Raw genomic sequence first — 24,744 nt, 5'->3', positions numbered from 1 at the left:
CCGGGGCGGGGGCGGCGTCCGGGGGCGCCGCCGGCGCGCCGCGGCGACGGCGGCCGGTGGCCGGGGCTTCCGGCTCGGGGTCCGGAGCGAGGGTCCGTACGGAGCCCGCGTCAGGGGCCGCCGCGGGGGCGGGGCTTCGGCCGTGCGCCCGGCGGCCCGTCCCGGACTCGGCGGCCGTCCGCCGGCGCCCGCCGCCCCGGGGCGCCGGCACCCCGGGCTCCGGGTACGGGCCCGGGGCGGGGTCCGGGTCCGGCTCCGCCCCGGGGTTCGGGAAAAGTTCCAGGCCCGCGTCCGCCGCCGGGTCCGGGAACCGGTCCGCGTCCCGGCCTGACCCCGCCGGGAAACCGTCCGCGTCCGGGCCCGCTCCCGCTCCCGAACCCGGGTACGGGTCCGCGTACGGATCAAGGTCCGGCTCCGCCCCCGGGGCCGCGTACGGGTCCGGGTAGGGCCCTGGTTCCGCGTCCGGGTGCGGGGCCGTGGCCCAGGGGTCGCGTCCACCGGCCGGCCAGGCCACATCGCTCATCGCGCTCGCTCCACTGGTCCGTCCGGCTGCTTCGGGCACGGCACCCTAGCGGAGCGGTCGTCACGCTACAAAGCGGAACGACTACGGAACGTGGCGAACGGGTGAGGGCGTCCGCGCGGGCGTGCTCAGTAGGCGAAGGCGCGGGCCGTGTTGGCCGCCAGGGCCGTCGCCATGGCGTCCTCGTCGATGCCCCGGACCGCGGCCATGGCCCGTACGGTCAGCGGGATGAGGTACGGCGCGTTGGGCCGTCCGCGGTACGGGGCCGGGGTGAGGTACGGGGCGTCCGTCTCCACCAGGACCAGTTCCAGCGGGGCCACCGCCAGGGCTTCGCGCAGCGGCGCCGCGTTCTTGAAGGTGACGGTCCCGGCGAAGGACATGTAGTAGCCGGCGGCGGCGCACTCCCGGGCCATCTCCGCGTCGCCGGAGTAGCAGTGGAAGACGGTCCGGTCGGGGGCGCCCTCCTCGCGCAGGACGCGCAGCACGTCCGCGTGCGCCTCACGGTCGTGGATGACCAGGGCCTTGCCCTGCCGCTTGGCGATCTCGATGTGCGCGCGGAAGGAACGCTCCTGCGCGGCCATGCCCTCCGGGCCGGTCCGGAAGTAGTCGAGGCCGGTCTCGCCGACGGCCTTCACGTGCGCGAGGGCCGCCAGGGCCTCGATCTCGGCGAGCGCGTCGTCGAGCGCGGCCTCGCCGCCGCCCGTCCGGGCGCCCTGGCGCGACCAGCCGTCGGGGTCCCCGTGGACGATCCGGGGGGCTTCGTTGGGGTGCAGGGCCACGGCCGCGTGCACGTTCTCGTGCGCGGCGGCGGTCTCGGCGGCCCAGCGGGAGCCCTTCACGTCGCAGCCCACCTGGACGACGGTCGTCACCCCGACGGAGGCGGCCTTGGCGAGGCCCTCCTCGACGGTGCCGGACTGCATGTCCAGGTGGGTGTGGGAGTCGGCGACCGCCACCCGGAGCGGCTGCGGCAGCGGGGGCGGTGCGTCGTTCGGCGTACTACGGCTCATGCGGCCGATCTTATGACCGGCGGAAGAGCCCCAGCAGCCGGGCCATCAGCCCGGGCCGTTCCACCGCGACCGGCCCGGGGGCGTCGTGCAGGGCCGCCTTGCGGGTCTTGGGGGCCCTCTCGAAGTACCCGGCGGGCACCGGGCCGGCGATCCCCGGGGCCGCGCGGTGGTGGTAGAGCTGGTCGAGCATGCCGATGACGGACTTGACCTGGCCCTCCCGCATGATCCGCACCACGTGGCCGCCGCAGTTCATGCAGGTCGGGTTGGACAGGGGGGAGGGGACCCGCTCGCCGTCCGCCGTGTAGACGATGAACGGCATGCCCCTGCCGTCGGTGTGGTGCTCGATCTCGTACCCCTGCTCCCAGCCGTAGCCGCATTTCATGCAGGCGAAGGAGTACGCCTCGTGCACGGTCGGCACGGCGGCGGGAGCCGGATCCGCGGCGGCGGCCGGGGCGGTGACGGGAGTAGCGGTGACGGTAGAAGCGGTGGGTACGGAGACGGGTTGGGGTTCGGCGATCTCACTCATGCCAGCTCCTCTTGTTCCACTGGTGCCCTTGCCAGTGGACGCCTCTTCGGGCGGGAGCGCATCAGGCCCTGTCTACTGTTGGACGGTCCTTGGGCTAGTCATGCCCAAAGCGCCCGGTGCGCGGTCTGAGCTTTGCTTTTCAGGTTAGCTCTTTACCGTCTCACGGCGACTTCTGTGCCGCGTTCTTTGCCGCGACCACCGCGTCGAAGACCTCGCGCTTGGGTACTCCGGCCGCGGCGGCGACCGCCGCGATGGCCTCCTTGCGCTTCTCCCCCGCCTCCTCGCGCACCCGTACCCGGTTCACCAGCTCCTCGGCGTCCACATCGCCGGGGACCGCGGCCGGGGCGCCCTCGACGACCACGGTGATCTCCCCGCGCACGCCTTCGGCGGCCCAGGCGGCCAGCTCGCCGAGCCCGCCGCGCTTGATCTCCTCGTAGGTCTTGGTCAGCTCGCGGCAGACGGCGGCGCGCCGGTCGGCGCCGAAGACCTCGGCCATGGCGGCCAGGGTGTCGTCGAGCCGGTGCGGGGCCTCGAAGTAGACGAGGGTGCGGCGCTCGGCGGCCACCTCGCGGAGCTTGCCGAGGCGCTCGCCGGCCTTGCGCGGCAGGAAGCCCTCGAAGCAGAAGCGGTCCACGGGCAGCCCGGAGAGGGCGAGCGCGGTGAGGACGGCGGAGGGCCCGGGTACGGCCGTGACCTTGATGTCCTTCTCCACGGCGGCGGCGACGAGCCGGTAGCCGGGGTCGGAGACCGAGGGCATGCCGGCGTCCGTGACCAGCAGGACCCGCTTGCCGGCCTCCAGGGCCTCGACCAGTTCGGGGGTGCGCGCGGACTCGTTGCCCTCGAAGTACGACAGGACGCGGCCGGTGGTGTACACGCCGAGCCCCTGCGTCAGCCTGCGCAGCCGCCGGGTGTCCTCGGCGGCGATCACATCGGCCCGCTCCAGCTCGGAGGCGAGCCGCGGCGGGGCGTCGGTGAGGTCTCCGATGGGGGTCCCGGCGAGGACGAGGACACCCACCCCGTGCGCGTCCGTGGACGACGCCGTGGAGGGGGCCGGGGAGGGGGCTTCGGCGGTGCGGGGCTGCTCAGTGGTCACCGCCCCATCCTCTCAGCCGCCCCAACCGCCGCGCCCCACACTCCCGTCCCCCTGGGTCCGGCACAGGGTCGTTCCCTACGATGTGCCGGTGACCAGTACCGCGACGCCGCCGCCCAGCCCTGCGGGGGCCCCGCCCGCCACCGAGGCCGGGCCCGGCCCCGACCCCGCCGACCCCGCCGACCAGCCGTCCGCCTGGCTCCGCCGGCTGCGCGGCTTCGGCTACGTACCGCCCTCCGGGGCGAAGCGACAGTCGGACGTCGGCACCCGCCTGGTGCCCCCGTACGCGCGGCCGTCCGCGCAGCTGTGGGCGCAGATCGGGATCGGGCCGCACGCGGCGGTGCGCTGGGAGAGGGTGCTGGCGTGGGCCGGGCCGCTGCTGGTCGCGCTGGTCGCGGGGGTGCTGCGGTTCGCCCATCTGGGCACTCCGAAGGCGGTGATATTCGACGAGACGTACTACGCCAAGGACGCCTGGGCCACCGTCAAGCAGGGCTACGAGGCGAGCTGGCCCAAGGACATCGACAAGTCGATCCTCGCCAACCCGCACGGGGTGCCGCTCCCGCTGGACCCGGGCTACGTCGTGCACCCGCCGGTCGGCAAATGGGTGATCGGCCTGGGCGAGTGGATGTTCGGCTTCGACCCCTTCGGCTGGCGGTTCATGACCGCGCTGCTCGGCACCCTGTCGGTGCTGATGCTGTGCCGCATCGGCCGTCGCCTCTTCCGCTCCACCTTCCTGGGCTGCCTGGCCGGCCTGCTGCTGGCCGTGGACGGCCTGCACCTGGTGATGAGCCGGACCGCCCTGCTCGACCTGGTGCTGATGTTCTTCGTGCTGGGCGCCTTCGGAGCGCTCGTCATCGACCGGGACAAGGCGCGGGCCCGGCTCGCGGCCGCGCTCCCGGTGGACGAGGAGGGGCGGACCCGGCCGGACGCCCACATCGCGGAGACGCTGAAGCTGGGCTGGCGCCCGTACCGGCTCCTGGCCGGGATCAGCCTCGGCCTGGCCTTCGGCACGAAGTGGAACGGCCTGATCGTGCTCGCCTTCTTCGGCGTGCTGACCGTCCTGTGGGACGCGGCGGCCCGCCGCACGGCGGGCGCGGGCACCCCGTACGCGGCGATGCTGCGCCGCGACAGCCTGCCCGCCTTCGTCTCCCTCGTCCCGGTGGCGATCTCCGTCTACGTGGCCTCGTGGCTCGGCTGGATCCTCTCCCCCGACAACGGCAAGGGCGGCTACTTCCGCGACTGGGCCGCCAAGAACGACCAGCACAGCTCGTGGTCCTTCGTGCCGGAGTGGCTGCGGAGCCTGTGGCACTACGAGACGGAGGTCTACAAGTTCCACGTGGGCCTGACCTCGGGCCACACCTACGAGTCGAACCCGTGGAGCTGGCTGGTCCTGGGCCGTCCCGTCTCCTACTTCTACGAGTCCCCCGCCCCCGGCACCGACGGCTGCCCGGCGACGGAGACGGCCAAGTGCGCGCGCGAGGTGCTGGCGCTCGGCACGCCGCTGCTGTGGTGGGCGGGCTGCTTCGCGCTGCTGTACGTGCTGTGGCGGTGGATCTTCCGCCGCGACTGGCGGGCGGGCGCGATCGCGTGCGCGCTGGGCGCGGGCCTGCTGCCCTGGTTCAACTACCAGGAGCGGACCATCTTCTTCTTCTACGCGGTGGTCTTCGTCCCGTACCTGTGCCTGGCGGTGGCCATGATGATCGGCGCCCTGCTCGGCCCGGCCGGCTCCTCGGAACGCCGCCGCGCCCTGGGCGCGGTGGCGGCGGGCGTCCTGGTGCTCCTGATCGTGTGGAACTTCATCTATTTCTGGCCCATCTACACGGGCCAGACCATCCCGATGGACTCCTGGCAGAACAGGATGTGGCTGGACACCTGGGTGTAGCGGGACCGCTGTGATCCCGGTCGCGCCCGGGCAACCAACGGCCGCGACCGGGCCGGCGGCGGCCGCCGCGTACACCGGCCAGGGCCAGATCCAGATGAACCCGCTGACCATGACCTCCATCACGGCGACCGCCCGCACCGGGGTGTTCCGCCAGCCGGTCGTGGTCAAGGCCTCGCTGGACGACCGCGAGCTCGACAAGGCCGCCCGGCGGATGAAGCCCTCGGTGGCGGGGTCAGTTCTCCCGTACGTCGGCCAGCGCGGCCCCCGCGTGCCGGATCAGCTCGCGCGGCTCCATCGGGAACACCGTGTGCGGGGTGCCCGCGGCCGCCCAGACCACCTCGTGGGCCAGCAGGGAGCGGTCCGCCAGGACCCGGGTGCGGGTGCGGTGCCCGAAGGGCGGCACCCCGCCGATGGCGTAGCCCGTGGTCTCCCGGACCAGGGCCGCGTCCGCCCGGGTCACCGCGCCCGCGCCGAGCTCGCGGCGCACCGCCTCCACGTCGACCCGGGAGGCCCCGTCCATGAGGACCAGCACGGGAACCCCGTCGGCGGCGAAGATCAGCGACTTCACGATCTGGCTGAGCTCGCAGCCGATCGCGGCGGCCGCGTCGGCGGCGGTCCGGGTCCCGTCGGGGAAGCTCCGTACGTCCGGCTCCAGATCCAGTGCGGCGAGGGCTTCGGCGAAGAGGGGGTGCACAGTGGTGGTCGTCATGGAGGCACGCTAGCGCTCCCGCACCGGCCTTCGCGACGCCCTTTCGCGGCCCGGCTAGAGCGCCGCGCGGACCGCCCGGACCAGGGCCTGGGCGCGCGGGTCGGCGGTGACCGACTTGGCGAGGGCGTTGGTGACGTAGCCGAAGCCGATCCCCGCCTCCGGATCGGCGAAGGCCAGCGAGCCGCCGCGGCCGGGGTGCCCGAAGGAGGCCGGGGACAGCAGCGGGGAGGCCGGGCCGTGCAGCATGTAGCCGGGCCCGAAGCGGGTGTTGACCACCAGGACGCGGTCCGGTCCCGACGAGAGCTCCCGGGCGGCGAGCGCGGTGGTCTCCGGGGTGAAGATCCGGGCCCCGTCCTCCACCAAGCCGATGGTCGCCGCGTAGAAGCGGGCCAGGGCGCGGGCGGTGCCGATGCCCGCGGAGGCCGGCAGTTCGGCCGCCCGGTAGGCGGGGTCGTTCTCGTCGGGCAGCGGGTCGATGGCCGCGAAGGCGCGGCGGGTGAGGGAGTCCGGGTCGGCGTAGGCCTCGGAGACGCCCCGTCGCGGCCGGGTCCTGAGCAGGCCCGCGCCCTGCGGCGGATCGACCGGCGCCACCCGGCCCACCCGGTGGGCCTCGCTCTCCGGCAGGCCGATCCAGAAGTCGATGCCCAGCGGCTCCGCTATCTCCTCGGCCAGGACGGAGCCCAGCGTGCGGCCGGTCGCCCGCAGCACCAGCTCGGACAGCAGCCAGCTGAAGGTCTGCGCGTGGTAGCCGTGCGCGCTGCCGGGCTCCCAGAAGGCCTGCTGGGCGGCGATCGCGCGCGGTCCGCTGACCCCGTCGGCGGCCTCGGCCGCGGTCAGCCCGCGGTCCAGGGCGGGGACCCCGGCGCGGTGGGCGAGCAGGTCGCGCACCCGGGTCCGCTCCTTGCCGCCCGCCTTGAACTCCGGCCAGTACGAGCCCACGGGCGCGTCCAGGTCGAGCAGTCCGCGCTGCTGGAGCAGCAGCGGTACGGCGGCGGCCACGCCCTTGGTGGCGGAGCGGACGAGCTGCGCGGTGTCCTGGGCCCAGGGCTCGGTGCCGTCGGCGTCCTTGGTGCCGGCCCACAGGTCCACGACCTTGTGCCCGTCGCGGTAGACGGCCACGGCCGCGCCCCGGTCGCCGAGCACCTGGAAGTTGCGTACGAACGCGTCCCTGACGGGCTCGAAGCCCTCCGCCACCACGCCCTTGATGTCCACGGGGTGTGCAACAACCTCCGACCGGTGCTTATGCCACCGCTGTGCTTATGCCACCGCTGTGCTTATGCCACCGCTGTGCTCATCCCACCGATACGGAGCGCGGATCGAAGCCGAAGGGCAGCTCCAGGCGGTGCGCCCGCATCAGCGCCTCGTCGCACAGCACGTCCTGGGTGCGGCCGTCCGCCACCATGGTCCCCTCGCTGAGGATCACCGCGCGCGGGCAGAGCTCCAGCGCGTAGGGCAGGTCGTGCGTGACCATCAGCACGGTGACGTCCAGCGAGCGCAGGATGTCCGCGAGTTCGCGGCGCGAGGCCGGGTCCAGGTTGGAGGACGGCTCGTCCAGGACGAGGATCTCGGGCCGCATGGCCAGTACGGTCGCCACCGCGACCCGGCGGCGCTGTCCGAAGGACAGGTGGTGCGGGGGCCGGTCCGCGAAGTCGGCCATCCCGACCTGCTCCAGGGCGTCCCGTACCCGTTCCTCCAGCTCGGCGCCGCGCAGTCCGGCGGCGGCCGGGCCGAAGGCCACGTCCTCCCGGACGGTCGGCATGAACAGCTGGTCGTCGGGGTCCTGGAAGACGATGCCGACCCGGCGGCGGATCTCGGCGAAGTTGCGCTTCTCCACGGGCAGCCCGGCCACGCTCACGGTGCCGACGCCGCCGGTGAGGATGCCGTTGAGGTGCAGCACCAGGGTGGTCTTGCCGGCGCCGTTGGGACCGAGCAGCGCCACCCGCTCCCCGTGCCCGACCGTGAGGTCGACCCCGAAGAGGGCCTGGTGGCCGTCGGGGTAGGCGTAGGCGAGGCCGGAAACCTCCAGCGAGGCCGGCTTCTTCAAAGCGTCCATTCGCATCTCCTTGCGGTGCTACTTCCACTATGGTCAGTTACCTGCGAGAGCAGCGGTCAGGGCTTGGCCGTCACGAACCTCCTCGGAGGCAAGGGAGAAGCCGCCCCAGGCGGAGGAGTCACCCCATCAGACAGACGGCCGTCAGCAAGACGGCCAGTGCTGTCAAAGGGAGCGCGGAGGCGCGCGCCCACTCTGTGGGCGTTGCCGCCACCTCGTCGATCACCGGCATGGAGCCGGCGTAGCCGCGGCTGACCATCGCGAGGTAGACCCGCTCGCCGCGCTCGTAGGAGCGGATGAACAGGGCCCCGGCGGTCTTCGCGAGGACCCCCCAGTGCCGGATCCCGCGCGCTTCGAAACCGCGGGAGCGCCGGGCGATGGACATCCGGCGCAGCTCGTCGCTGATGACGTCCCCGTACCGGATCATGAAGGAGGCGATCTGGACGAGCAGCGGCGGCAGCTTGAGCCGCTGGAGGCCCAGCAGCAGGGCACGCAGTTCGGTGGTGGAGGCCAGGAGCACGGACGCGGCCACGCCGAGGGTGCCCTTGGCCAGGACGTTCCAGGCGCCCCAGAGGCCGGAGACGCTCAGCGACATGCCGAGGACCTCCACCCGCTCGCCCTGGGCCACGAAGGGCATCAGGACGGCGAAGGCGACGAAGGGCACCTCGATCAGGAGGCGGCGCAGCAGGTATCCGAGCGGGATCCGGGCCACCACGGCGGCCGCCGCGATGAGGACGGCGTACAGCCCGAAGGCCCACACCGCCTCGCGCGGTGTGGACACGACGACGATCACGAATCCGAAGGTCGCGGCGAGTTTGCAGTGCGGCGGCAGGTCGTGGACCGGGGAGCGCCCCGGCCGGTAGAGCTTGTGGGCGTGGCCCGCGCCCATGTCAGGCGGCCGGTACGGCCGTGGAGGCGGCCGTCAGGTCGGCGGCTCGGCGGCGGCGCACGGTCCAGAACACGCCGGTGCCGACGAGGACGGTCGCGCCCACGCCGATGACTCCGGCGAGGCCGCCGGACAGGCGGGCGTCGGAGACGTCCTTGACGCTGTAGTCGGCGAGCGGGGAGTCCGCGGCCGCGTGCTCGGTGACCTTCTGGTCGATGCCCTGGTCGGCGGCGACCTTCTCCAGTCCGTCCGGGCTGGAGGAGGCGTAGAAGGAGACGATGCCGGCGAGCGCCAGCGCGGCGACCAGACCGGTGATCCACACGGGCTTGGTGGAGCGGGCGGCGACCGGCACGGCGGCGGGGGCGGGGGCGTCGACCAGCTCGCCGCCGACGCGCAGCTTCAGCGGGGCGGACAGGCCGCGGGCGCCGTGGACGAGGTCGGGGCGGACGGCGATGACGGCGCCGACGGTGGCGGCGGTGATGACGGCCTCGCCGATGCCGATGAGGACGTGGACGCCGACCATGGCGCCGAAGACCTTGGCGATCGGCACGTCGGTGGTGCCGCCGACGGCGAAGAGGAGGGTGAAGAAGGCGGCCGCGGCGGGCACGGAGAGCAGGGCTCCGGCGAAGGCGGCGACGGTGACCGAGCGGCGGCTGTCGGGCAGCAGCTTGACCAGAGCGCGGAAGACGGCGTAGGCGACGACCACGGTGACGACGCCCATGGTGACGATGTTGACGCCGAGGGCGGTCAGGCCGCCGTCGGCGAACAGGAGGCCCTGCATGAGCAGGACCACGGACACGCACAGCACACCCGTATAGGGGCCGACGAGGATCGCGGCGAGCGCGCCTCCCAGCAGGTGGCCGCTTGTTCCGGCCGCGACGGGGAAGTTGAGCATTTGCACGGCGAAGATGAAGGCGGCCACGAGGCCGGCGAGCGGCGCGGTGCGCTCGTCGAGCTCACGGCGGGCGCCCCGGAGGCTGACCGCCACGGCTCCGGCGGCGGCGACACCTGCGGCAATGGAGACGGGGGCATCGATGAAACCGTCGGGCACATGCATGGTTCTGCTCCGCTTCCTGCGGTCCGGCGAACGGTCCGGCGAACGGTCCGTTGAGCTGACAAAGTCTTTAACCGTTCAAGAATAGGGCCTTCTTGCGAACAGTTGGCAAGAGCGGCGGCGTCACAAATAGCCCCGTGCGGATTCGTGGGAATGTGCGAGGCTGGGGTCAATACGGACGTAATTGTTCCGATTTGAGGAGTCTTGTCGATGTCATCCGCCGCCGAGAATCCATCCGCAGGTGCCACCGCCACCCGGGCCGCGACCGCCACGGCCCCCCTCGTCGAGGAGCGGGTGCGGGCCCGGGTGATCACCGACGACCCCCTCTACCGGGCCATCCCGGTCGCCCTGCGCTTCGTCCCCGACGAGCCGCTGGCCGTACGGATCGTCTTCCCCGCCGGCCTCTCCCCCGAGGGCACCGACAACGAGTGGGTCTTCCCCCGCGCCCTCCTGGAGGCCGGCCTCCAGGCCCCGACCGGGACCGGCGACGTACGCGTGTGGCCCTGCGGGCGCGTCCAGGCCGTCGTCGAGTTCCACTCCCCGGAGGGCGTCGCGGTGGTCCAGTTCGACATCGCCGCGCTGCGCCGCTTCCTGCGCCGTACGTACGCGCCCGCGCCCGCGGCCACCCGTTAGGCCCAGCCGGACCCGCCCGATCCGGACGACCCGATCCGGACGACCCGGTCCGGACGACCCGGTCCGGACGACCCGGGCACGCGGAACGGCCCCGCACCTTTCGGTGCGGGGCCGTTCTGCTTGCTCACTACCGACCCACGGGGTCAGGCGTTGACCAACTCGCGGTCCTTGTCGGGACCGGAGCCGTGCTCGGAGTCGCCGAGGTGCTTGCGCAGGCTCTCGCCCTCCACGTCCACGTTCGGCAGGATCCGGTCGAGCCACTTCGGCAGCCACCAGGCCTTGTGACCGAGCAGCGCGAGGACGGCCGGGACGATGGTCATGCGGACGATGAAGGCGTCGAAGAAGACGGCGATGGCCAGCGCGAAGCCGATCATCTTCACCATCTGGTCGCTGGCGCCCATGAAGCCGGAGAACACCGCGATCATGATGACGGCCGCGGCCACGACCACCCGGGCGCTGTACTGGAACCCGGTGACGACGGCCTGGCCCGGCCGCTCCCCGTGGACGTACGCCTCACGCATGCGGGTGACCAGGAAGACCTCGTAGTCCATGGCCAGTCCGAAGACCACGCCGACCATGAAGATCGGCATCATCGACATGATCGGGCCGGTCTGCTCCACCCCGAAGAGCGAGCCGAGCCAGCCCCACTGGAAGACCGCCACGACGGCGCCGAGGGCGGCGACCACCGAGAGCAGGAAGCCGAGGGCCGCCTTGAGCGGTACCAGGATCGAGCGGAAGACGAGCATCAGCAGCAGGAAGGCGAGGCCGACGACGAGTGCCAGGTAGGGCAGCAGCGCGTCGTTCATCTTCTGCGAGAAGTCGATGTTCATCGCGGTCGCGCCGGTGACGAGCACCTTGCCGCTGTCGCTGCCCTCGCGGATCTCGTGGACCAGGTTCTCGGTCTCCACGGAGGACGGGCGGTCCTTCGGGACGACCGTGATGACGGCGGCGTCCTTGGCCTCGTTCTGGGTGGCCGGCATGACCGCGGCCACGCCGTCCAGGCCCTTGATCCGCTCGACGGTCGCGTCGGCGAGCGCCTTGTCCCCGTTCACGACGACCATCAGCGGGCCGTTGAAGCCGGGGCCGAAGCCGTCGGAGAGCAGGTCGTACGCCTGGCGCTGGGTGGTGGACACCGGCTGGGCGCCGTCGTCCGGCAGGCCCATCTCCAGCTTGCTCGCCGGGACGGCGACGATGCCGAGGCCGATCACGCCCGCGAGCAGCACCATGACGGGGCGGCGCAGGATGAAGCGGGCCCAGCGGGTGCCGCCGTTGGGCTTGGCCTCGGCGCCGTCTGCGGCCGCCGTGCCCTTGCCCTTGCCCAGGAAGCGGGACTTGGTTCCGGCGGGCAGCACCTTCTTGCCGGCGAATCCGAGCATGGCCGGGACCAGCGTCAGGGCGACGAGGACGGCGATGACCACGGTTCCGGCGGCGGCGAAGCCCATCTTGCTGAGCATGGGGATGTTGACGACGGCCAGGCCCACGAGGGCGATGACCACGGTCAGACCGGCGAAGACGACGGCGGAACCGGCGGTTCCGACGGCGCGGCCGGCGGCCTCGTCGCGCTCGCGGCCCTCGGCGAGCTCCGCGCGGTAGCGGGAGACGATGAAGAGGGCGTAGTCGATGCCGACGGCGAGGCCGATCATCATCGCGAGGGTGGAGGTGGTGGAGCCGAGGTCCAGCACGTTGGCGAGCGCGGTGATGGAGGAGATGCCGATACCCACGCCGATGAGCGCGGTCAGCAGCGGCAGGCCCGCGGCGATGAGCGAGCCGAAGGTGATGACGAGGACGATCGCGGCGATCGCGATGCCGATGATCTCGCCGGAGCCCGTTTCGGGGGCGGCCTGCAGGGCGTCGCCGCCGATCTGGACGTTCAGTCCGTCGGCCTTGGCGGCCGTGGTGGACTCCGTGAGGGCCTCGCGGGTGGCGTCCGTCAGCTCCATGCCGCTGACCTTGTACTTGACGCTCACGTAGGCGGTGGAGCCGTCCTCGCTGACGGCCTTGGCCTCGTACGGGCTGGTGACCGAGGAGATCTGGTCCTTGCCCGGACCGTCCTTCAGCTCACCGACGATCTTCTCGACCTGCGGCTTGACGGCCGCGGAGTCGACCTTCTCGCCGGCCGGGGCCTTGATCACGATGCGGGCGGTGGCGCCGTCGGCGGCCATCCCCGGGAAGCGCTGGTCCAGCAGGTCGAAGGCCTTCTGGGCCTCGGTGCCGGGTATGGAGAACGAGCCTGAGGTGGGTGCGGACGCGGATGCCGCGCCGAAGCCGGCGACGAACAGCAGCGCCACCCAGACGAGGGCGACGAATCGGCGGCGCCGGAAGGCGCCCCTGCCGAGTCGGTAAAGGAAGGTGGCCACGTCGGTGGTTCTCCCGTTCGGGTCGTGGGATGGATCAGGGCATGGAATGCCGTTCCGACGACGAGAGCGGCGTGTCAGGGCAGGCAGGAATTCGAACGCGGGGACAGCGCGGGCGGGCGGCTGCGCGGGTGAGCAGCCGGGCAGGTGAGCAGCCGGGCAGGTGAGCGGCCGGGCGGGATCAGACGCCGAGGGCGGGGAAGACCACGGCGTCGATGAAGTCACCGAGGAAGGTCCGGTCGACGGACCGGTCCTCGATGAGCGGAAGGGCGATGAACGCCCCGATGAGCATGTGCGGAACGAAGGCCAGGGCCGGACAGTCCGGGGCGATCTCGCCCCGGGCGACCGCTCTTTGCAGCATCTCCTGCAGACCGTTGATCTCCGGATCGACCAGCAGGTCCCGTAGCGCCTTGTGGAGCTCGGGGCTCTCGTGCACCGCGTGGGTCAGGCCCCGCATCAGCGCGGTGTCCTTCGCCATCTGGGCGTCGTCGGAGTTCTCGATCATGACCCCGAAGTCCCCGCGGATGCTGCCCGTGTCGATCTCCCGGAGGGAGACCGGCTGGGTGCAGCGCAGGGCCTTCGCGACCAGCTCGGGCTTGCTCCCCCACTGGCGGTAGAGGGTGGCCTTGCTGGACTTCGTACGGGCGGCGACCGCGTCCATGGTCAGCGCCTCGTAGCCGACCTCGCGGAGCAGGTCGAGGACCGCTCCGTGCAGTTCGGCTTCCCGTTCGGGGGTGATCCGGCTGCGACGCGACATGACCTCTTCGACCATCCCGGCATCTCCTCCCGACCTTGCCCAACCGAACGAAACCGTTTCGTACGGATCGACCATACCCCGAACCCCAAGCGAAACGAAACCGTTCCGTTTCGCTTGGGGCGTGGTGTCGGTCACGTCCCCGAGGCCTCCCGCCACCCCCGCGGGGGGCCGCATGGATCACCTGTACGAGTTGCCAGCCCCCCTCCGCGCGGAAAGCATTGGGGGGTGAGTCACGACGCGGCGTACCTCCGGTTCCCCCATCTCCACGACGATCTGCTGTGCTTCGCCACCGAGGACGACCTCTGGGTGGCGCCCCTGGTGCCTCCCGGAGAGCCCGCGGGCCGGGCCTGGCGGATCACCGTCGACCGGACCCGGGTGGGCCACCCCCGGTTCTCCCCCGACGGCAAGCACATCGCCTTCACCACCTGGCGCAGCCTCGACCCCGAGATCCACCTCGCCCCCGTCTCCGGCGGCCCCGCCCGCCGCCTCAGCTACTGGGGCGCCACCGACACCCGGGTCTGCGGCTGGACCCCGCCCGACAAGGACGGCCGCAGCGACATCCTGGCCGTCTCCTCGCACGGCCAGCCCTTCTCCTACTTCGCCTGGGCGTACACCCTCCCCACCGACGGCAGCCCCGGCGGCCGGCTCCCCTGGGGCCCCGTCTCCGACATCGCCGTGCACGACGAGGCCCCCGACGGGGAGGAGCCGGGCGAGCGCCGCACCCTGCTGCTGACCGGCAAGCCCCCGCACGAGCCCGCCGCGTGGAAGCGCTACCGCGGCGGCGCCACCGGCCGGCTGTGGCTGCACGGCGAGCGGCTGCTGGAGGGCGTCGAGGGCCACCTGGACTCCCCGATGTTCGTGGACGGCCGGATCGCCTTCCTCTCCGACCACGAGGGCATCGGCAACGTCTACTCCTGTCTGCCCGACGGCACGGACCTGCGCCGGCACACCGACCACGAGGACTTCTACGCCCGGCACGCCTCCAGCGACGGTTCCCGGATCGTCTACCAGTGCGCCGGCGACCTGTGGATCGTGGAGTCACTGGCCCCCGGCGCCGCTCCCCGCAAGCTGGAGGTCCGCCTCGGCGGCCCCCGCGCGGGCCGCCGCACCTACCAGGTCCCGGCCGCCAGCCACGTCGACTCGCTCTCCGTGGACGCCACCGGGCGGGCCAGCGCCGTCGTCGTGCGCGGCAGCCTGTACTGGCTCACCCACCGCGACGGGCCCGCCCGCACCATCGCCGACACCCCGGGCGTACGGGTCCGGCTGCCCGAGATGCTCGGCAGCGGCGGGCAGGTGGCGTACGTGACCGACGCCGAGGGCGAGGACGCGATCGAGATCGCCTACCTGCCCCGTGCCTCGGGCGACCGCGAGCCCCGCCGGCTCGCCTCCGGCGCGCTGGGCCGCGTACTGGAACTGCTCTCCGATCCGGACGGGGAGCGGCTCGCGATCGCCTCCAACGACGGGCGGCTGCTCCTCATCGACGCCACCGAGGAGTCCAACGGGGAGGCCAGCGAGCTGATCCGGTCCGAGAACGGGCCGGTCACCGACCTCGCCTTCTCCCCCGACGGCGACTGGCTGACCTGGTCGCACCCGGGCATCGGCCGCTCGCTGCGCCAGATCAAGATGGCCCGGATCTCCGGACCCGGCGCCCGCACGGTCATCGACGTCACCAACGGCCGCTTCGAGGACGAGAGCCCGGTCTTCACCCGGGACGGCCGCTACCTCGCCTTCCTGTCCTGGCGCGGTTTCGACCCCGTCTACGACGTCCACACCGGCGACCTGTCCTTCCCGCTGGGCTGCCGCCCGTACCTGGTGCCGCTGTCCTCGGCCACCCCCTCCCCCTTCGCCTTCTCCCCCGACGGCCGCCCCGCGGCGGGCGGACTCGACCCGGTCGAGGGGGACTCGGAGTCCGGCGACGGCGCGGTCACCGTGGAGGTGGAGGGCCTGGAGAGCCGGGTGACGCCCTTCCCGGTGTCGGCCTCCAAGTACTCGGCCCTCCACCCGGTGAGCGGCGGCGGGCTGGTGTGGCTGCGCTGGCCGATCTCGGGCGCGCTCGGCGAAACCTTCGCCAATCCGGCCGACACCAGCGGCAAGCCCACCCTGGAGTACTTCGACCTCACCAAGGCCCGCAAGACGGAGCTGGCCTCCGGGCTGGACTGGTTCGCGGTCAGCGGCGACGGCACCCGGCTCGTGGTCAACGACGACGGCGACCTGCGCGCCGTCCCGGCGACGGAGTCCGGCGACTCCGACTCCACCGTGTACCTGGATCTGCGGCGCATCCTGCACGAGGTGGACCCGGCCGCCGAGTGGCGCCAGGCCTTCGAGGAGGCGGGGCGGCTGATCCGCGCCTACTTCTGGGAGCCGAAGATGTGCGGCATCGACTGGGACGGGGTGCTGCGCCAGTACCGCTCCCTCGTCGAACGGGTCGCCTCCCCCGACGAGTTCGCCGACCTGATGCGCGAGGTCCTCGGCGAGCTCGGCACCTCGCACGCGTACGTGTCCCCGGCCCGCCGCAACGAAGGCCCCCCGCACTACCAGCGGGCCATCGGCCTGCTCGGCGCCAACCTCTTCCCCCGCGACGGGGCCTGGGTCGTCGGCCGGATCCTGCCCGGCGAATCCTCCGACTCCAAGGCCCGCTCCCCGCTCGCGGGCACCGGCATCCGCGAGGGCGCGGTCCTCACCCACGTCGACGGCCGCCCGGTGGACCCGGTCACCGGGCCGTACCCGCTGCTCTCGGCGGCCGGCGGCACCACCGTGGAGCTCACCTTCGAGCCCGCCGAGGGGCAGGGCCGCTCGCGCCGGGTCGCGGTCGTCCCGCTGATCGACGAACGGCCGCTGCGCTACCAGGACTGGGTGGCCAAACGCCGCACGGTGGTGCGGGAGATCAGCGACGGCAAGTGCGGCTATCTGCACATCCCCGACATGGGCGGCTCGGGCTGGGCGCAGTTCAACCGCGACCTGCGCGCCGAGATGTCCAAGCCGGCCCTGCTCGTGGACGTACGCGGCAACGCCGGCGGGCACATCAGCGAGCTGGTGGTGGAGAAGCTGACCCGCTCGATCCTCGGCTGGGACCTGACCCGCAACGCGCAGCCCGTCTCCTACGCCTCCAACGCGCCCCGGGGCCCGATCGTGGCCCTGGCCGACGAGGCGACCTCCTCCGACGGGGACATGATCACGGCCGCCTTCAAGCTGCTGGGCCTCGGGCCGGTCGTCGGCCAGCGCACCTGGGGCGGGGTGGTCGGCATGACCGGCCGGCACACCCTGGGCGACGGCACGGTGATCACGGTGCCGATGAACGCGGCCTGGTTCCCCGAGTACGGCTGGTCCGTGGAGAACCAGGGAGTCGAGCCCGACCTGCCGATCCTGCGCACCCCGCTCGACTGGGCGGAGGGCCGGCACGCGCAGCTCGACGACGCCGTGCACCTGGCGCTGGAGCTGCTGGAACAGGACCCGGCTGCGGTCCCGCCCGGCTACACGGACGTACCGGACCGGCGCCGGCCGCAGCTGCCGCCGCGGGGGTGAGCCGGCCGGGCCGGCGACCGTAGGGCATGCGAAAGGGGTGCGACCCGGGACGGCGGGTCGCACCCCTCGGTACGAGCCTTACGTGTCTTACGTGCCTTACGTGTCTTACGTGTGCATGTCCTACGTGTCGCTACTGGTCGCTACTTCTCGGAGGATTCTTCGAACGTGTCGCGGGCCCTGTCCTTGGCCTGGTCGACGGTCTGCGAGGTGCGCTCGGACACCTCGTCCTGCTTGCCGGAGGCCTTCGCCCGCTCCGCGAGTTCCCTGGCCTTGTCCTGGAACTGGTCCCTGATGCCCATGTGTCCTCACTCCTGTAGCGGTGTTCGGTAAGGGGAACCCGACCAGTCTCGCCCAGGTGGACATCCAGCGCATTCCGGTCAGCCGCTCTGGCTGCGCTCCTGCTCGTCCGCGGCCCCGCCGGCCCCCACAAGTCCCTTGGAGACACCGGCCAGTCGCGGTTCGAACCGCTTCATCTCGCGCTGTCCGACTGCCGAGATGATCCCGGGCAGGTACCCGCGGATCCCCTGCATGCCCCGCAGCCACCACTGCGCGTACACGTGCGCGGAGCGCCGCTCGATGCCCGCGACGATCCGGTCGACGGCCGGCCCCAGCGGGTACGTCTGATTCGACGGCCACGGCAGCCGCTGGCGCAGCTCGCGCATGACCTCGTCCTGGTCCGCGCCGCGCACCATGTCGGTGTCGGTCCAGGACAGGTAGCCGACGCCGACCTTCACCCCCTTGTAGCCGACCTCCGAGCGGAGGCAGTGCGCGAAGGCCTCGACCCCGGACTTGGAAGCGCAGTAGGCGGTCATCATCGGCGCCGGGGTGATCGCCGCGAGGGAGGCGATCTGCAGGAAGTAGCCGCGGCTCTCCATCAGTACGGGCAGGAAGGCGCGGGCGGTGACGGCGCCGCCGATCAGGTTGACCTCGATGACCCGGCGCCAGGCGTCGGGGTCGGAGTCGGCGAAGGGCCCGCCGGAGGCGACGCCGGCGTTGGCGACGACTATGTCCACCTTGCCGAAGCGCTGCTTGACCTCCTGCGCGACCCGGGCCATGGCCACGTGGTCGGTGACATCGGCGTACCAGTGGTCGCTGTCGGTGTGCAGCCGCGCGGAGACCTCCTTGAGGGCCTCGGGCTCCAGGCCCACGAGGGCCACCTTCGCGCCGCGGGCGGACAGTTTGCGGGCGAGCAGTTCGCCGACCCCGCGCGCGGCCCCCGTGACGACGGCGACCTGACCTTCCAGACTCCTACGGGCACTCACGCGGTCTTCTCCTTCGCGGGACGATCGGTGGCGGAACGGTCGGTGGCGGAACGGTCGGTGCCGGAACGGCTGGCGGCGGAGCGTCCGACATACGCCTCGGCGAGCTCGCGCACGGCGGCGGTGACGGCTTCCGGGGCCTCGATCGGGCTCATGTGCCCGATCCCGGTCAGCTCGGTGAGGCCCACGCAGTTCGGCAGCGCGGCCGCCAGCCCCCGGGCGTGCACGATCGGTGTCAGCCGATCGCTCTTGCCGCCGATGACGGCGGTGGGCACGGTGAGCGCGGCCAGCCGCGCGTCGAGGTCCAGGGCGGCCAGCACCCCGGACCAGGCGTGCCGCACCGGGGTCGGGCAGGCGTGGACGATCCGCGCGCAGGCCTCGACCTTGTCGGGCGCGGAGCCGGGGCCCATCGTGGCGTACTTCAGCATCTTGCGGGCGACGGGGGTCACGGGCCCGAGCGGGGCCCGGGCTCCCAGGACCGCCCCGGTGATACGGGTCCTCGCGCGGCCGGCCCGCCACGGCAGGACCCGCGCCTCCTCGACCAGCCGGCCGCTGCCCGTGCTGCACAGCAGCGCGGCCGCGGCGTGCTCGGCGAACTCCGGCCGGGCGGCGGCGGCCATGACCGTCATCCCGCCCATGGAGTGGCCCGCGACGACGGCCTTCTCGCCGGGGGCGAGGGTGGCCCGCAGGACGGCGACCAGGTCGTCGGCGAGGGCCTCGGTGCCGTAGCCGGAGCGGACGCCGGCGGGGCTGCGGCCGTGGCCCCGCTGGTCGTAGGCGATGACCCGGTGCCCGGTGGACAGGGCCCGTATCTGCGCGGCCCAGAAGGCGGTGGAACAGGTCCAGCCGTGCGCGAGCACGACGGCCGGGGCCCCCTCCTCCCCGTGCACCTCGACGTGCAGGCGGGCACCGTCGGCGGAGACGGCGACCAGCTCCCGGCGGGCCGCCGGCGGGGCGTAGGGCCCGGCGGTCACGTGCGTCAGGCGGCTCACGCGGCCCCCTCGCGCACCGCTTCGGCCGTACCGGCCGTACCGGCCGCCGGGACCCGATCGCGCTCGCGCTCGCGGCCCCGTACGACCTCGTACTCGCTCAGGTCCACGCCGAGGGTCTCCTTGCGGAACTCCCCCGTGGTGCCCGGCCAGACCGTGGTGTTGCGGCCCTGCGCGTCCAGGTACCAGCTGGTACAGCCGCCGGTGTTCCACACCGTGCGCTCCATGCGGGTCTGGACCTGCCGGTTCCAGGCGTTGACCGCGGACGGCCGCGCCGCGAGGGCGACCTTCCCTCCCAACACACCCAGCTGGCGCATGTAGTCCGCCATGTAGTTCAGCTGCGACTCGATCATCAGGATCATCGAGCTGTTCCCGAGCCCGGTGTTCGGCCCGATGATCGTCATCCAGTTCGGGAAGCCCGCCGCGGTGGCCCCGCGCAGGGACTGCATCCCGTCCTTCCAGACCTCCGCGAGGGTCTTGCCGTCCACGCCCACCACCCGGTCGGCGATCGGCATGTCCGTGACGTGGAAGCCGGTGCCGAAGACGATCGCGTCGACCTCGGTCTCGGTCCCGTCGGCCGCCACCAGCACCGAACCCCGGATCTCCTTGAGCCCGGAGGCCACGAGATCCACATGGGGCCGGGCCAGCGCCGGGTAGTACTCGCTCGACAGCAGGATCCGCTTACAGCCGATGCGGTACGAGGGCGTCAGCTTGGCCCGCAGCTCCGGGTCCTTGATCGAGCGCGCCATGTTCGCCTTGGCGAGGGACTCGATCAGCCCGAGCTGGCCCGGCCGCTTGGTGAAGGCGCTGACCTGGAGCTCGCGTATCCCCCACAGCAGCCCGCGGCGGGCCGCCCGGGTGAAGGGGAGCTGGCGGTGCAGCCAGCGCTCCACCGAGGTGATCGCCCGGTCGGTGCGCGGCATCACCCACGGCGGCGTGCGCTGGAAGAGGGTGAGCCGGTCCACCTCGGGGGCGATCGCGGGCACGATCTGGATGGCGGAGGCGCCCGTACCGATCATGGCGACGCGCTTGCCGCGCAGGTCGTAGTCGTGGTCCCAGCGGGCCGAGTGGAAGACCTTGCCGGGGAAGCCGGCGAGTCCGGGTATCTCCGGCATCTTCGGGTCCGACAGCGGCCCGGTGGCGGAGACGACCACGTCGGCGGTGAAGTCGCCGCCCGCGGTCTCGATCTCCCACCGCATCCCGTCCGCGTCCCAGCGCATCATCCGGACCTCGTGGTTCAGCCGGATGTGGCGGCGCAGCCCGAAGGTGTCGGCCACGTGCTCCAGGTACTCCCTGATCGCGGGCTGCCCGGAGAAGGTGCGGGGCCAGTCGGGATTGGGGGCGAAGGAGAAGGAATACAGGTGGGAGGGCACGTCGCAGGCGCACCCGGGGTAGTTGTTGTCCCGCCAGGTGCCGCCGACGGAGTCGGCGCGCTCCAGGACGACGAAGTCCGTGATCCCCTCGCGCCGCAGCCGCACCGCGGCGCCCAGCCCGCCGAACCCGGAGCCGATCACCGCCACGCGTACGTGCTCGCGTTCCTGCTCGCGCCCGTCCATGCCACCGCCCACGCCCATGCCCATGCCAGCCACCTTCGGATGCCGATGCCAACGCCCACTCAGATGCTGCCAGCAATCACTGGCACAATCGGGAGAGTAGAGCAGCTCCGTACTCATGGGTAGGGGTCGCGCCGGGAAAGTTACCGGGAGTACGCCCTAGGCTGCCCACGTGCCGCAGAATGCGACGCAGGACGCGGCTCCACCCACCCACGCCACAGGAGCAAGGACCACAGTGCGCGAATACCGCACGGAAGAGCTGGCCGAGGCCGCCGGCATACCCGTACGCACCCTGCGCTTCTACCGTGAGCGCAAGCTCCTGCCGCCGCCCCGCCGCGAGGGCCGCATCGCCTGGTACGACGACCACCACCTGTCCCGGCTGCGCACCATCGCCGCCCTGCTGGAGCGCGGCCACACCCTCGGCGGGATAGCCGAGCTGACCGTCGCCTTCGAAAACGGCCGCGACGTGGGCCAGCTGGGTGAGCTGCTCGGCATCGGCTGGTCGGAGGAGACCCCGGTCCGCCTCACGCCCGAGGCCCTCGCCGACTACTTCGAGGGCGAGGTCACCCCGGAGAACCTGGCGGCCTCGCTCGACCTCGGCTACCTCGCCACCGACGGCGAGGAGATCGTCCACGTCAGCCGCCGGCTCCTGGACGTCTCCTCGGCGCTGGTCCGCGAGGGCGTACCGCTCTCGGCCGTCCTGGAGGCGGGCCGCCGGGTCCGCGAGCACACGGACGCGATGGCGGCCCTGTTCACGGAGCTCATCTCCACCCACATCTCGGAGGAAGCCGTGCCGCGCCTGCGCCCCCTGGCCAAGAGCGTGGTCGAGGCGGAACTCACGATGTCCATGGACCGCCTGCGCCCACCCGCGCCGGGTCAGACGCCGAGCTCGTAGACCACGGTCACGGGCGCGTGGTCGGACCACCGCTCGGGGTGCGTCTCGGCCCGCTCCACGAACGCCTTGACGGCCTTGGCCGCCAGCCCCGGCGTGGCCACCTGGAGATCGATCCGCCAGCCGGCGTCGTTGTCGAAGGCCCGCCCGCGGTAGGACCACCAGGAGTACGGCCCCTCGGTGTCCGGGTGCAGGCCGCGCACCACGTCCACGTACCCGGCGGTGTCGTACACCTGCCCGAGCCACTCGCGCTCCTCGGGGAGGAAGCCGGCGTTCTTCCGGTTGGTCTTCCAGTTCTTCAGGTCGGCTTCCTGGTGGCAGATGTTCCAGTCGCCACACACGACGACCTCGCGCCCGTCCGCGGCGGCCCGCACCTTGAGCTCCTGCAGGTACAGGAGGAATTCACCCATGAACCGGTACTTCTCGTCCTGCTTCTCGGTCCCCGCCTCCCCGGAGGGCAGGTAGAGACTGGCGACGGTCACACCCGGCAGGTCGATCTCCAGGTACCGCCCGCTGGTGTCGAACTCGTCACTCCCGAAGCCGACCTGCACCCGCTCCGGCTCCCGCCGCGTGTACACCGCGACCCCGGCCCGCCCCTTGGCGGCGGCCGGCGCGAACACGGTGTGCCACCCCTCGGGCGCCCGCACCTCGTCCGGAATCTGCCCCTCCTCGGCCCGCACCTCCTGCAGGCAGACGACGTCGGCATCCGACCCGGCGAGCCACGGGGAGAACCCCTTCTTGGCGGCGGCGCGGATTCCGTTCACATTCACAGAGGTCACAGAGAACATCCCTGCACGATAGCCGGAGCGTTCCGTAGGCTGTTCCGATGTCTCAGGAGATCCAGCTCCGCGCCGTGTCGTACGACCACCCGGACGCGGTCAAGCTCAACGACCAAGTACAGATCGAATACCAGGAGCGCTACGAGGGCGAGGGCGACGAAACCTTCCTCGACCCGGCGATGTTCGACCCGCCCAAGGGCCTCTACCTCCTCGCCTATGACGCTTCGGGCGCGCCGGTCGCCAGCGGCGGGTGGCGCGGCCACGAGGCGAACGACGAGGGCTACGCCGACGGCGACGCCGAGCTGAAGCGCATGTACGTGATACCGGAGGCCCGCGGCCGGGGCCTGGCCCGCCGCATCCTCGCCGTCCTCGAAGCGGACGCCCGCGCGGCCGGCCGCGTGCGCATGGCCCTGGAAACCGGCGACCAGCAGCCCGAGGCCATCGCCCTGTACCTCTCCGAGGGCTACACCCTGACGGACGCCAAGTTCGGCCACTACCGCTTCCACGACTCCAGCCGATGCATGACGAAGCCCCTGAACCCGGCATGACCGGGCCCGGGCACCCCGTCGGCCCCTGAACTCTCCGCCGCCACGTTCGTCCTCCGGCCACCACTCCCACACTGGCCCGAGGACGACACCACGCCCCGGCGGGGGGCGCGCACACGGATCCGAACCTCTACGAACTGGCCCACCTGGCCGCCCCCAACGCGTAGCCAAAGCCACATTGGTCGCCCTGCGCGCCGCTCTCCTCGCGCGGGCGCGACCGTCCGCGAAGCCCCGAAACCCCGAAACCCGAGGACATCCCCCGCCGGCTCCGCGCCCTCGCCCTCCTCACCCGCACCCGCACCCCGACGGTCCTGGACCGCCTGCGGCCCCGCCCCCCGGCCCTGGATCGCGACCTCAACGGCACCTTCGGCTCGGGCCAGGACTTCAGCAGCTTCGGCGGAGCACGTCCTGCAGGCGGCAGATGTTCGCGCGCCAGGGACCGCCATCCGCCTCGGCCCATAGATCCATCAGCTCGGAAGGCGCGCTCATGACGCGGTCGAGGGCCTGAAGGGCGAGATCGCGCAGACCAGTGAGATCAGGAAGAGGCTCTTCCGGCCCATAGACGGGATCGGCAGGCTCACCCCCGGGGCACTGTGCGGCCACAAGGGCTGCCGCGGCTACGGCTTCCTCGGATTCGGGTGCTTCGAGACAGCCCGCGGTGTCGATCACGCGCGCGAGAGCGCCGCGGACGATATGTCCGCGTTCCTCTGCAGTTGCCTCGTCAAGGTCGCCGCCGAAGTCCGCTGCAGTGTCGTTGTCGAAGGGGCCGACGTCCCAGGTGCCCATGGTCTCTCCTGATCATGATGTTGACCGGGGCATCGTCCCAGAGGGCACCGACAGCGGGCTTTCGGTTCCCTTCGGCGGCCACGGCGTGCTGTCCACTGTCAGCGGCGGGAGCAAGGATGGACGCCATGACGAAGACCGGGGTGGACTACGCGTGGTTCGAGAACGACTTTCCCGACATCGCCGAGGCGTACTGCTTCACGCTGGTGCGGGGCCTGTCTCCTGCCGAGCTGGTGTCCCGGCTCGAAGGACGACCGGAGTCGCCCCTGCGGGGCATAGCCGCCGTCGTCGATGCCGCTTTCGCCCAGTACGAGCTGGGGGACGGTGACCGTCAGGTGGTTGCCATGACGACCGTCGGCGCTTGGACGCTGCTGATCGAGCCCAACGGCTACCTCGGAGTCACCGAAGAGCGAGCGCTTCCGGCCTCCGCCGGCACGAGCTGGGTCTCTCACTTCGTCAACGTCAATGCCCTTGGCACGTTCCTCTGGGCCGAGGACCGGGCCCTGCGACTCTGCTTCGACCCCATGTTCCCCGAAGACCGTCGGGGCACCACACCCGACGAACTCCTCGACGCCATGACGCGCATCGGCTTCCATGTCGACGTTCCCGCACCGGAAACCGCACCGGAAACCGAGAGGGACCTTTCCTCACCGGCCGCCTTCGCTCTGGCGGAACACCTCACCGGCGTCGCCATCACTCCCGAACTGCTCCAGGACACGACATTCACCTGTGCCACCGTCCGGATCCGGTGAACATCGTCCATCCCCGCACCCCCTGTCCGGACCCGAAGACGACGTGTGGACGATGGCACGGTGACGAACATCAGCGATGACCACGTGAAGGTCCACTTCCGGATGGACCTAGACGAGTCATTCCGAATGATCAGTGGTCGTAGGCGATCAGTGATCGTGTGACCGGCTGGCGGGTCTTGTGGTTGTGCCAGATCGCGGCGGC

22 protein-coding genes are annotated in these 24,744 nt (G+C 72.1%); 6 read left to right on the top strand and 16 right to left on the bottom strand.

What is annotated here, in order from left to right; genetic code table 11:
* Positions 1–648: 648 nt before the first annotated feature.
* The 3 genes from ACIQV3_RS37045 to rsmI form a co-directional block, all read right to left on the bottom strand.
* A complete protein-coding gene (locus ACIQV3_RS37045; protein ID WP_403720711.1) occupies positions 649–1,527 on the bottom strand; it encodes a TatD family hydrolase in 879 nt (292 codons plus the stop codon).
* Between the two features lie 10 nt (positions 1,528–1,537).
* Positions 1,538–1,909 carry a hypothetical protein gene (locus ACIQV3_RS37040; protein WP_403720775.1) on the bottom strand — a complete coding sequence of 124 codons (372 nt, stop codon included), beginning with the start codon at positions 1,907–1,909 and terminating at the stop codon, positions 1,538–1,540.
* Positions 1,910–2,213: 304 nt separating this feature from the next.
* Positions 2,214–3,068: a 16S rRNA (cytidine(1402)-2'-O)-methyltransferase gene (gene rsmI, locus ACIQV3_RS37035; RefSeq protein WP_403720773.1), complete on the bottom strand. Its 855-nt coding sequence runs from the start codon at positions 3,066–3,068 to the stop codon at positions 2,214–2,216.
* Positions 3,069–3,234: 166 nt separating this feature from the next.
* Between rsmI and ACIQV3_RS37030 the strand changes: the two genes are divergently transcribed.
* Positions 3,235–5,025: a dolichyl-phosphate-mannose--protein mannosyltransferase gene (locus tag ACIQV3_RS37030; protein WP_403720709.1), complete on the top strand. Its 1,791-nt coding sequence runs from the start codon at positions 3,235–3,237 to the stop codon at positions 5,023–5,025.
* Positions 5,026–5,257: 232 nt separating this feature from the next.
* Here the strand turns inward: ACIQV3_RS37030 and ACIQV3_RS37025 are convergent, their stop codons facing one another.
* From ACIQV3_RS37025 to ACIQV3_RS37005, 5 genes are all read right to left on the bottom strand, one after another.
* The gene (locus ACIQV3_RS37025; RefSeq protein WP_403720706.1) at positions 5,258–5,734 is read right to left on the bottom strand and encodes a YbaK/EbsC family protein; all 477 of its coding nucleotides are present in this window, start codon (positions 5,732–5,734) and stop codon (positions 5,258–5,260) included.
* Between the two features lie 54 nt (positions 5,735–5,788).
* Positions 5,789–6,946 carry a serine hydrolase domain-containing protein gene (locus ACIQV3_RS37020; protein WP_403720703.1) on the bottom strand — a complete coding sequence of 386 codons (1,158 nt, stop codon included), beginning with the start codon at positions 6,944–6,946 and terminating at the stop codon, positions 5,789–5,791.
* A gap of 79 nt (positions 6,947–7,025) precedes the next feature.
* Positions 7,026–7,787, bottom strand: coding sequence for an energy-coupling factor ABC transporter ATP-binding protein (locus ACIQV3_RS37015; RefSeq protein ID WP_403720701.1), 762 nt, complete (start codon positions 7,785–7,787; stop codon positions 7,026–7,028).
* Positions 7,788–7,905: 118 nt separating this feature from the next.
* Entirely contained in the window at positions 7,906–8,673 is a 768-nt protein-coding gene (gene cbiQ, locus ACIQV3_RS37010; RefSeq protein ID WP_403720699.1) for a cobalt ECF transporter T component CbiQ, read from the bottom strand.
* A 1-nt stretch (position 8,674) separates the two neighbouring features.
* Positions 8,675–9,727 (bottom strand): energy-coupling factor ABC transporter permease, encoded by a 1,053-nt coding sequence (locus ACIQV3_RS37005; RefSeq protein ID WP_403720696.1) that lies wholly within the window; start codon positions 9,725–9,727, stop codon positions 8,675–8,677.
* Positions 9,728–9,934: 207 nt separating this feature from the next.
* On the opposite strand from ACIQV3_RS37005, the gene ACIQV3_RS37000 reads away from it, so the two are divergent.
* On the top strand, positions 9,935–10,357 hold the full coding sequence (locus ACIQV3_RS37000) for an SsgA family sporulation/cell division regulator (RefSeq protein WP_403720694.1): 423 nt from the start codon (positions 9,935–9,937) through the stop codon (positions 10,355–10,357).
* A gap of 143 nt (positions 10,358–10,500) precedes the next feature.
* Here ACIQV3_RS37000 and ACIQV3_RS36995 read toward each other — a convergent pair whose 3' ends face one another.
* Both ACIQV3_RS36995 and ACIQV3_RS36990 read right to left on the bottom strand, forming a co-directional pair.
* Positions 10,501–12,714 (bottom strand): MMPL family transporter, encoded by a 2,214-nt coding sequence (locus ACIQV3_RS36995; RefSeq protein WP_403720691.1) that lies wholly within the window; start codon positions 12,712–12,714, stop codon positions 10,501–10,503.
* A gap of 178 nt (positions 12,715–12,892) precedes the next feature.
* On the bottom strand, positions 12,893–13,483 hold the full coding sequence (locus ACIQV3_RS36990) for a TetR/AcrR family transcriptional regulator (protein ID WP_383952766.1): 591 nt from the start codon (positions 13,481–13,483) through the stop codon (positions 12,893–12,895).
* A 210-nt stretch (positions 13,484–13,693) separates the two neighbouring features.
* On the opposite strand from ACIQV3_RS36990, the gene ACIQV3_RS36985 reads away from it, so the two are divergent.
* Complete coding sequence (locus ACIQV3_RS36985; RefSeq protein ID WP_403720687.1) at positions 13,694–16,990, top strand: S41 family peptidase; 3,297 nt, start codon at positions 13,694–13,696, stop codon at positions 16,988–16,990.
* A gap of 140 nt (positions 16,991–17,130) precedes the next feature.
* Here ACIQV3_RS36985 and ACIQV3_RS36980 read toward each other — a convergent pair whose 3' ends face one another.
* The 4 genes from ACIQV3_RS36980 to ACIQV3_RS36965 all read right to left on the bottom strand — a co-directional run bounded on the left by ACIQV3_RS36980 (position 17,131) and on the right by ACIQV3_RS36965 (position 20,818).
* Positions 17,131–17,289, bottom strand: a complete 159-nt coding sequence (locus ACIQV3_RS36980) for a hypothetical protein (protein ID WP_403720684.1) — start codon at positions 17,287–17,289, stop codon at positions 17,131–17,133.
* Between the two features lie 78 nt (positions 17,290–17,367).
* Positions 17,368–18,252 (bottom strand): SDR family oxidoreductase, encoded by an 885-nt coding sequence (locus ACIQV3_RS36975; protein ID WP_403720681.1) that lies wholly within the window; start codon positions 18,250–18,252, stop codon positions 17,368–17,370.
* Positions 18,249–19,241: an alpha/beta fold hydrolase gene (locus ACIQV3_RS36970; protein WP_403720677.1), complete on the bottom strand. Its 993-nt coding sequence runs from the start codon at positions 19,239–19,241 to the stop codon at positions 18,249–18,251. The genes ACIQV3_RS36975 and ACIQV3_RS36970 overlap by 4 nt, the downstream gene beginning before the upstream one ends.
* Entirely contained in the window at positions 19,238–20,818 is a 1,581-nt protein-coding gene (locus tag ACIQV3_RS36965) for a flavin-containing monooxygenase (protein WP_403720674.1), read from the bottom strand. Before ACIQV3_RS36965 ends, ACIQV3_RS36970 begins: the two co-directional genes overlap by 4 nt.
* Positions 20,819–20,963: 145 nt before the next feature.
* On the opposite strand from ACIQV3_RS36965, the gene ACIQV3_RS36960 reads away from it, so the two are divergent.
* Entirely contained in the window at positions 20,964–21,686 is a 723-nt protein-coding gene (locus tag ACIQV3_RS36960) for a MerR family transcriptional regulator (RefSeq protein WP_403720671.1), read from the top strand.
* Here the strand turns inward: ACIQV3_RS36960 and ACIQV3_RS36955 are convergent.
* Positions 21,668–22,471 carry an exodeoxyribonuclease III gene (locus tag ACIQV3_RS36955; protein ID WP_403720668.1) on the bottom strand — a complete coding sequence of 268 codons (804 nt, stop codon included), beginning with the start codon at positions 22,469–22,471 and terminating at the stop codon, positions 21,668–21,670. The two genes, ACIQV3_RS36960 and ACIQV3_RS36955, sit on opposite strands and share 19 nt — an antisense overlap.
* Before the next feature lie 38 nt (positions 22,472–22,509).
* Between ACIQV3_RS36955 and ACIQV3_RS36950 the strand changes: the two genes are divergently transcribed.
* Positions 22,510–23,010 carry a GNAT family N-acetyltransferase gene (locus tag ACIQV3_RS36950; RefSeq protein WP_403720665.1) on the top strand — a complete coding sequence of 167 codons (501 nt, stop codon included), beginning with the start codon at positions 22,510–22,512 and terminating at the stop codon, positions 23,008–23,010.
* 381 nt (positions 23,011–23,391) lie between these two features.
* Here ACIQV3_RS36950 and ACIQV3_RS36945 read toward each other — a convergent pair whose 3' ends face one another.
* On the bottom strand, positions 23,392–23,793 hold the full coding sequence (locus ACIQV3_RS36945) for a DUF4259 domain-containing protein (protein ID WP_403720662.1): 402 nt from the start codon (positions 23,791–23,793) through the stop codon (positions 23,392–23,394).
* Between the two features lie 125 nt (positions 23,794–23,918).
* Between ACIQV3_RS36945 and ACIQV3_RS36940 the strand changes: the two genes are divergently transcribed.
* Positions 23,919–24,542 carry a DUF6461 domain-containing protein gene (locus ACIQV3_RS36940; RefSeq protein ID WP_403720659.1) on the top strand — a complete coding sequence of 208 codons (624 nt, stop codon included), beginning with the start codon at positions 23,919–23,921 and terminating at the stop codon, positions 24,540–24,542.
* Positions 24,543–24,744 lie beyond the last annotated feature (202 nt).

Origin of the sequence: Streptomyces sp. NPDC099050 (genome assembly GCF_044759865.1) — a bacterium.
Taxonomy (GTDB): Bacteria; Actinomycetota; Actinomycetes; order Streptomycetales; family Streptomycetaceae; genus Streptomyces.
Note: the sequence above shows the minus strand (reverse complement) of the source record. Positions and strands in the feature narration are given on the sequence as shown.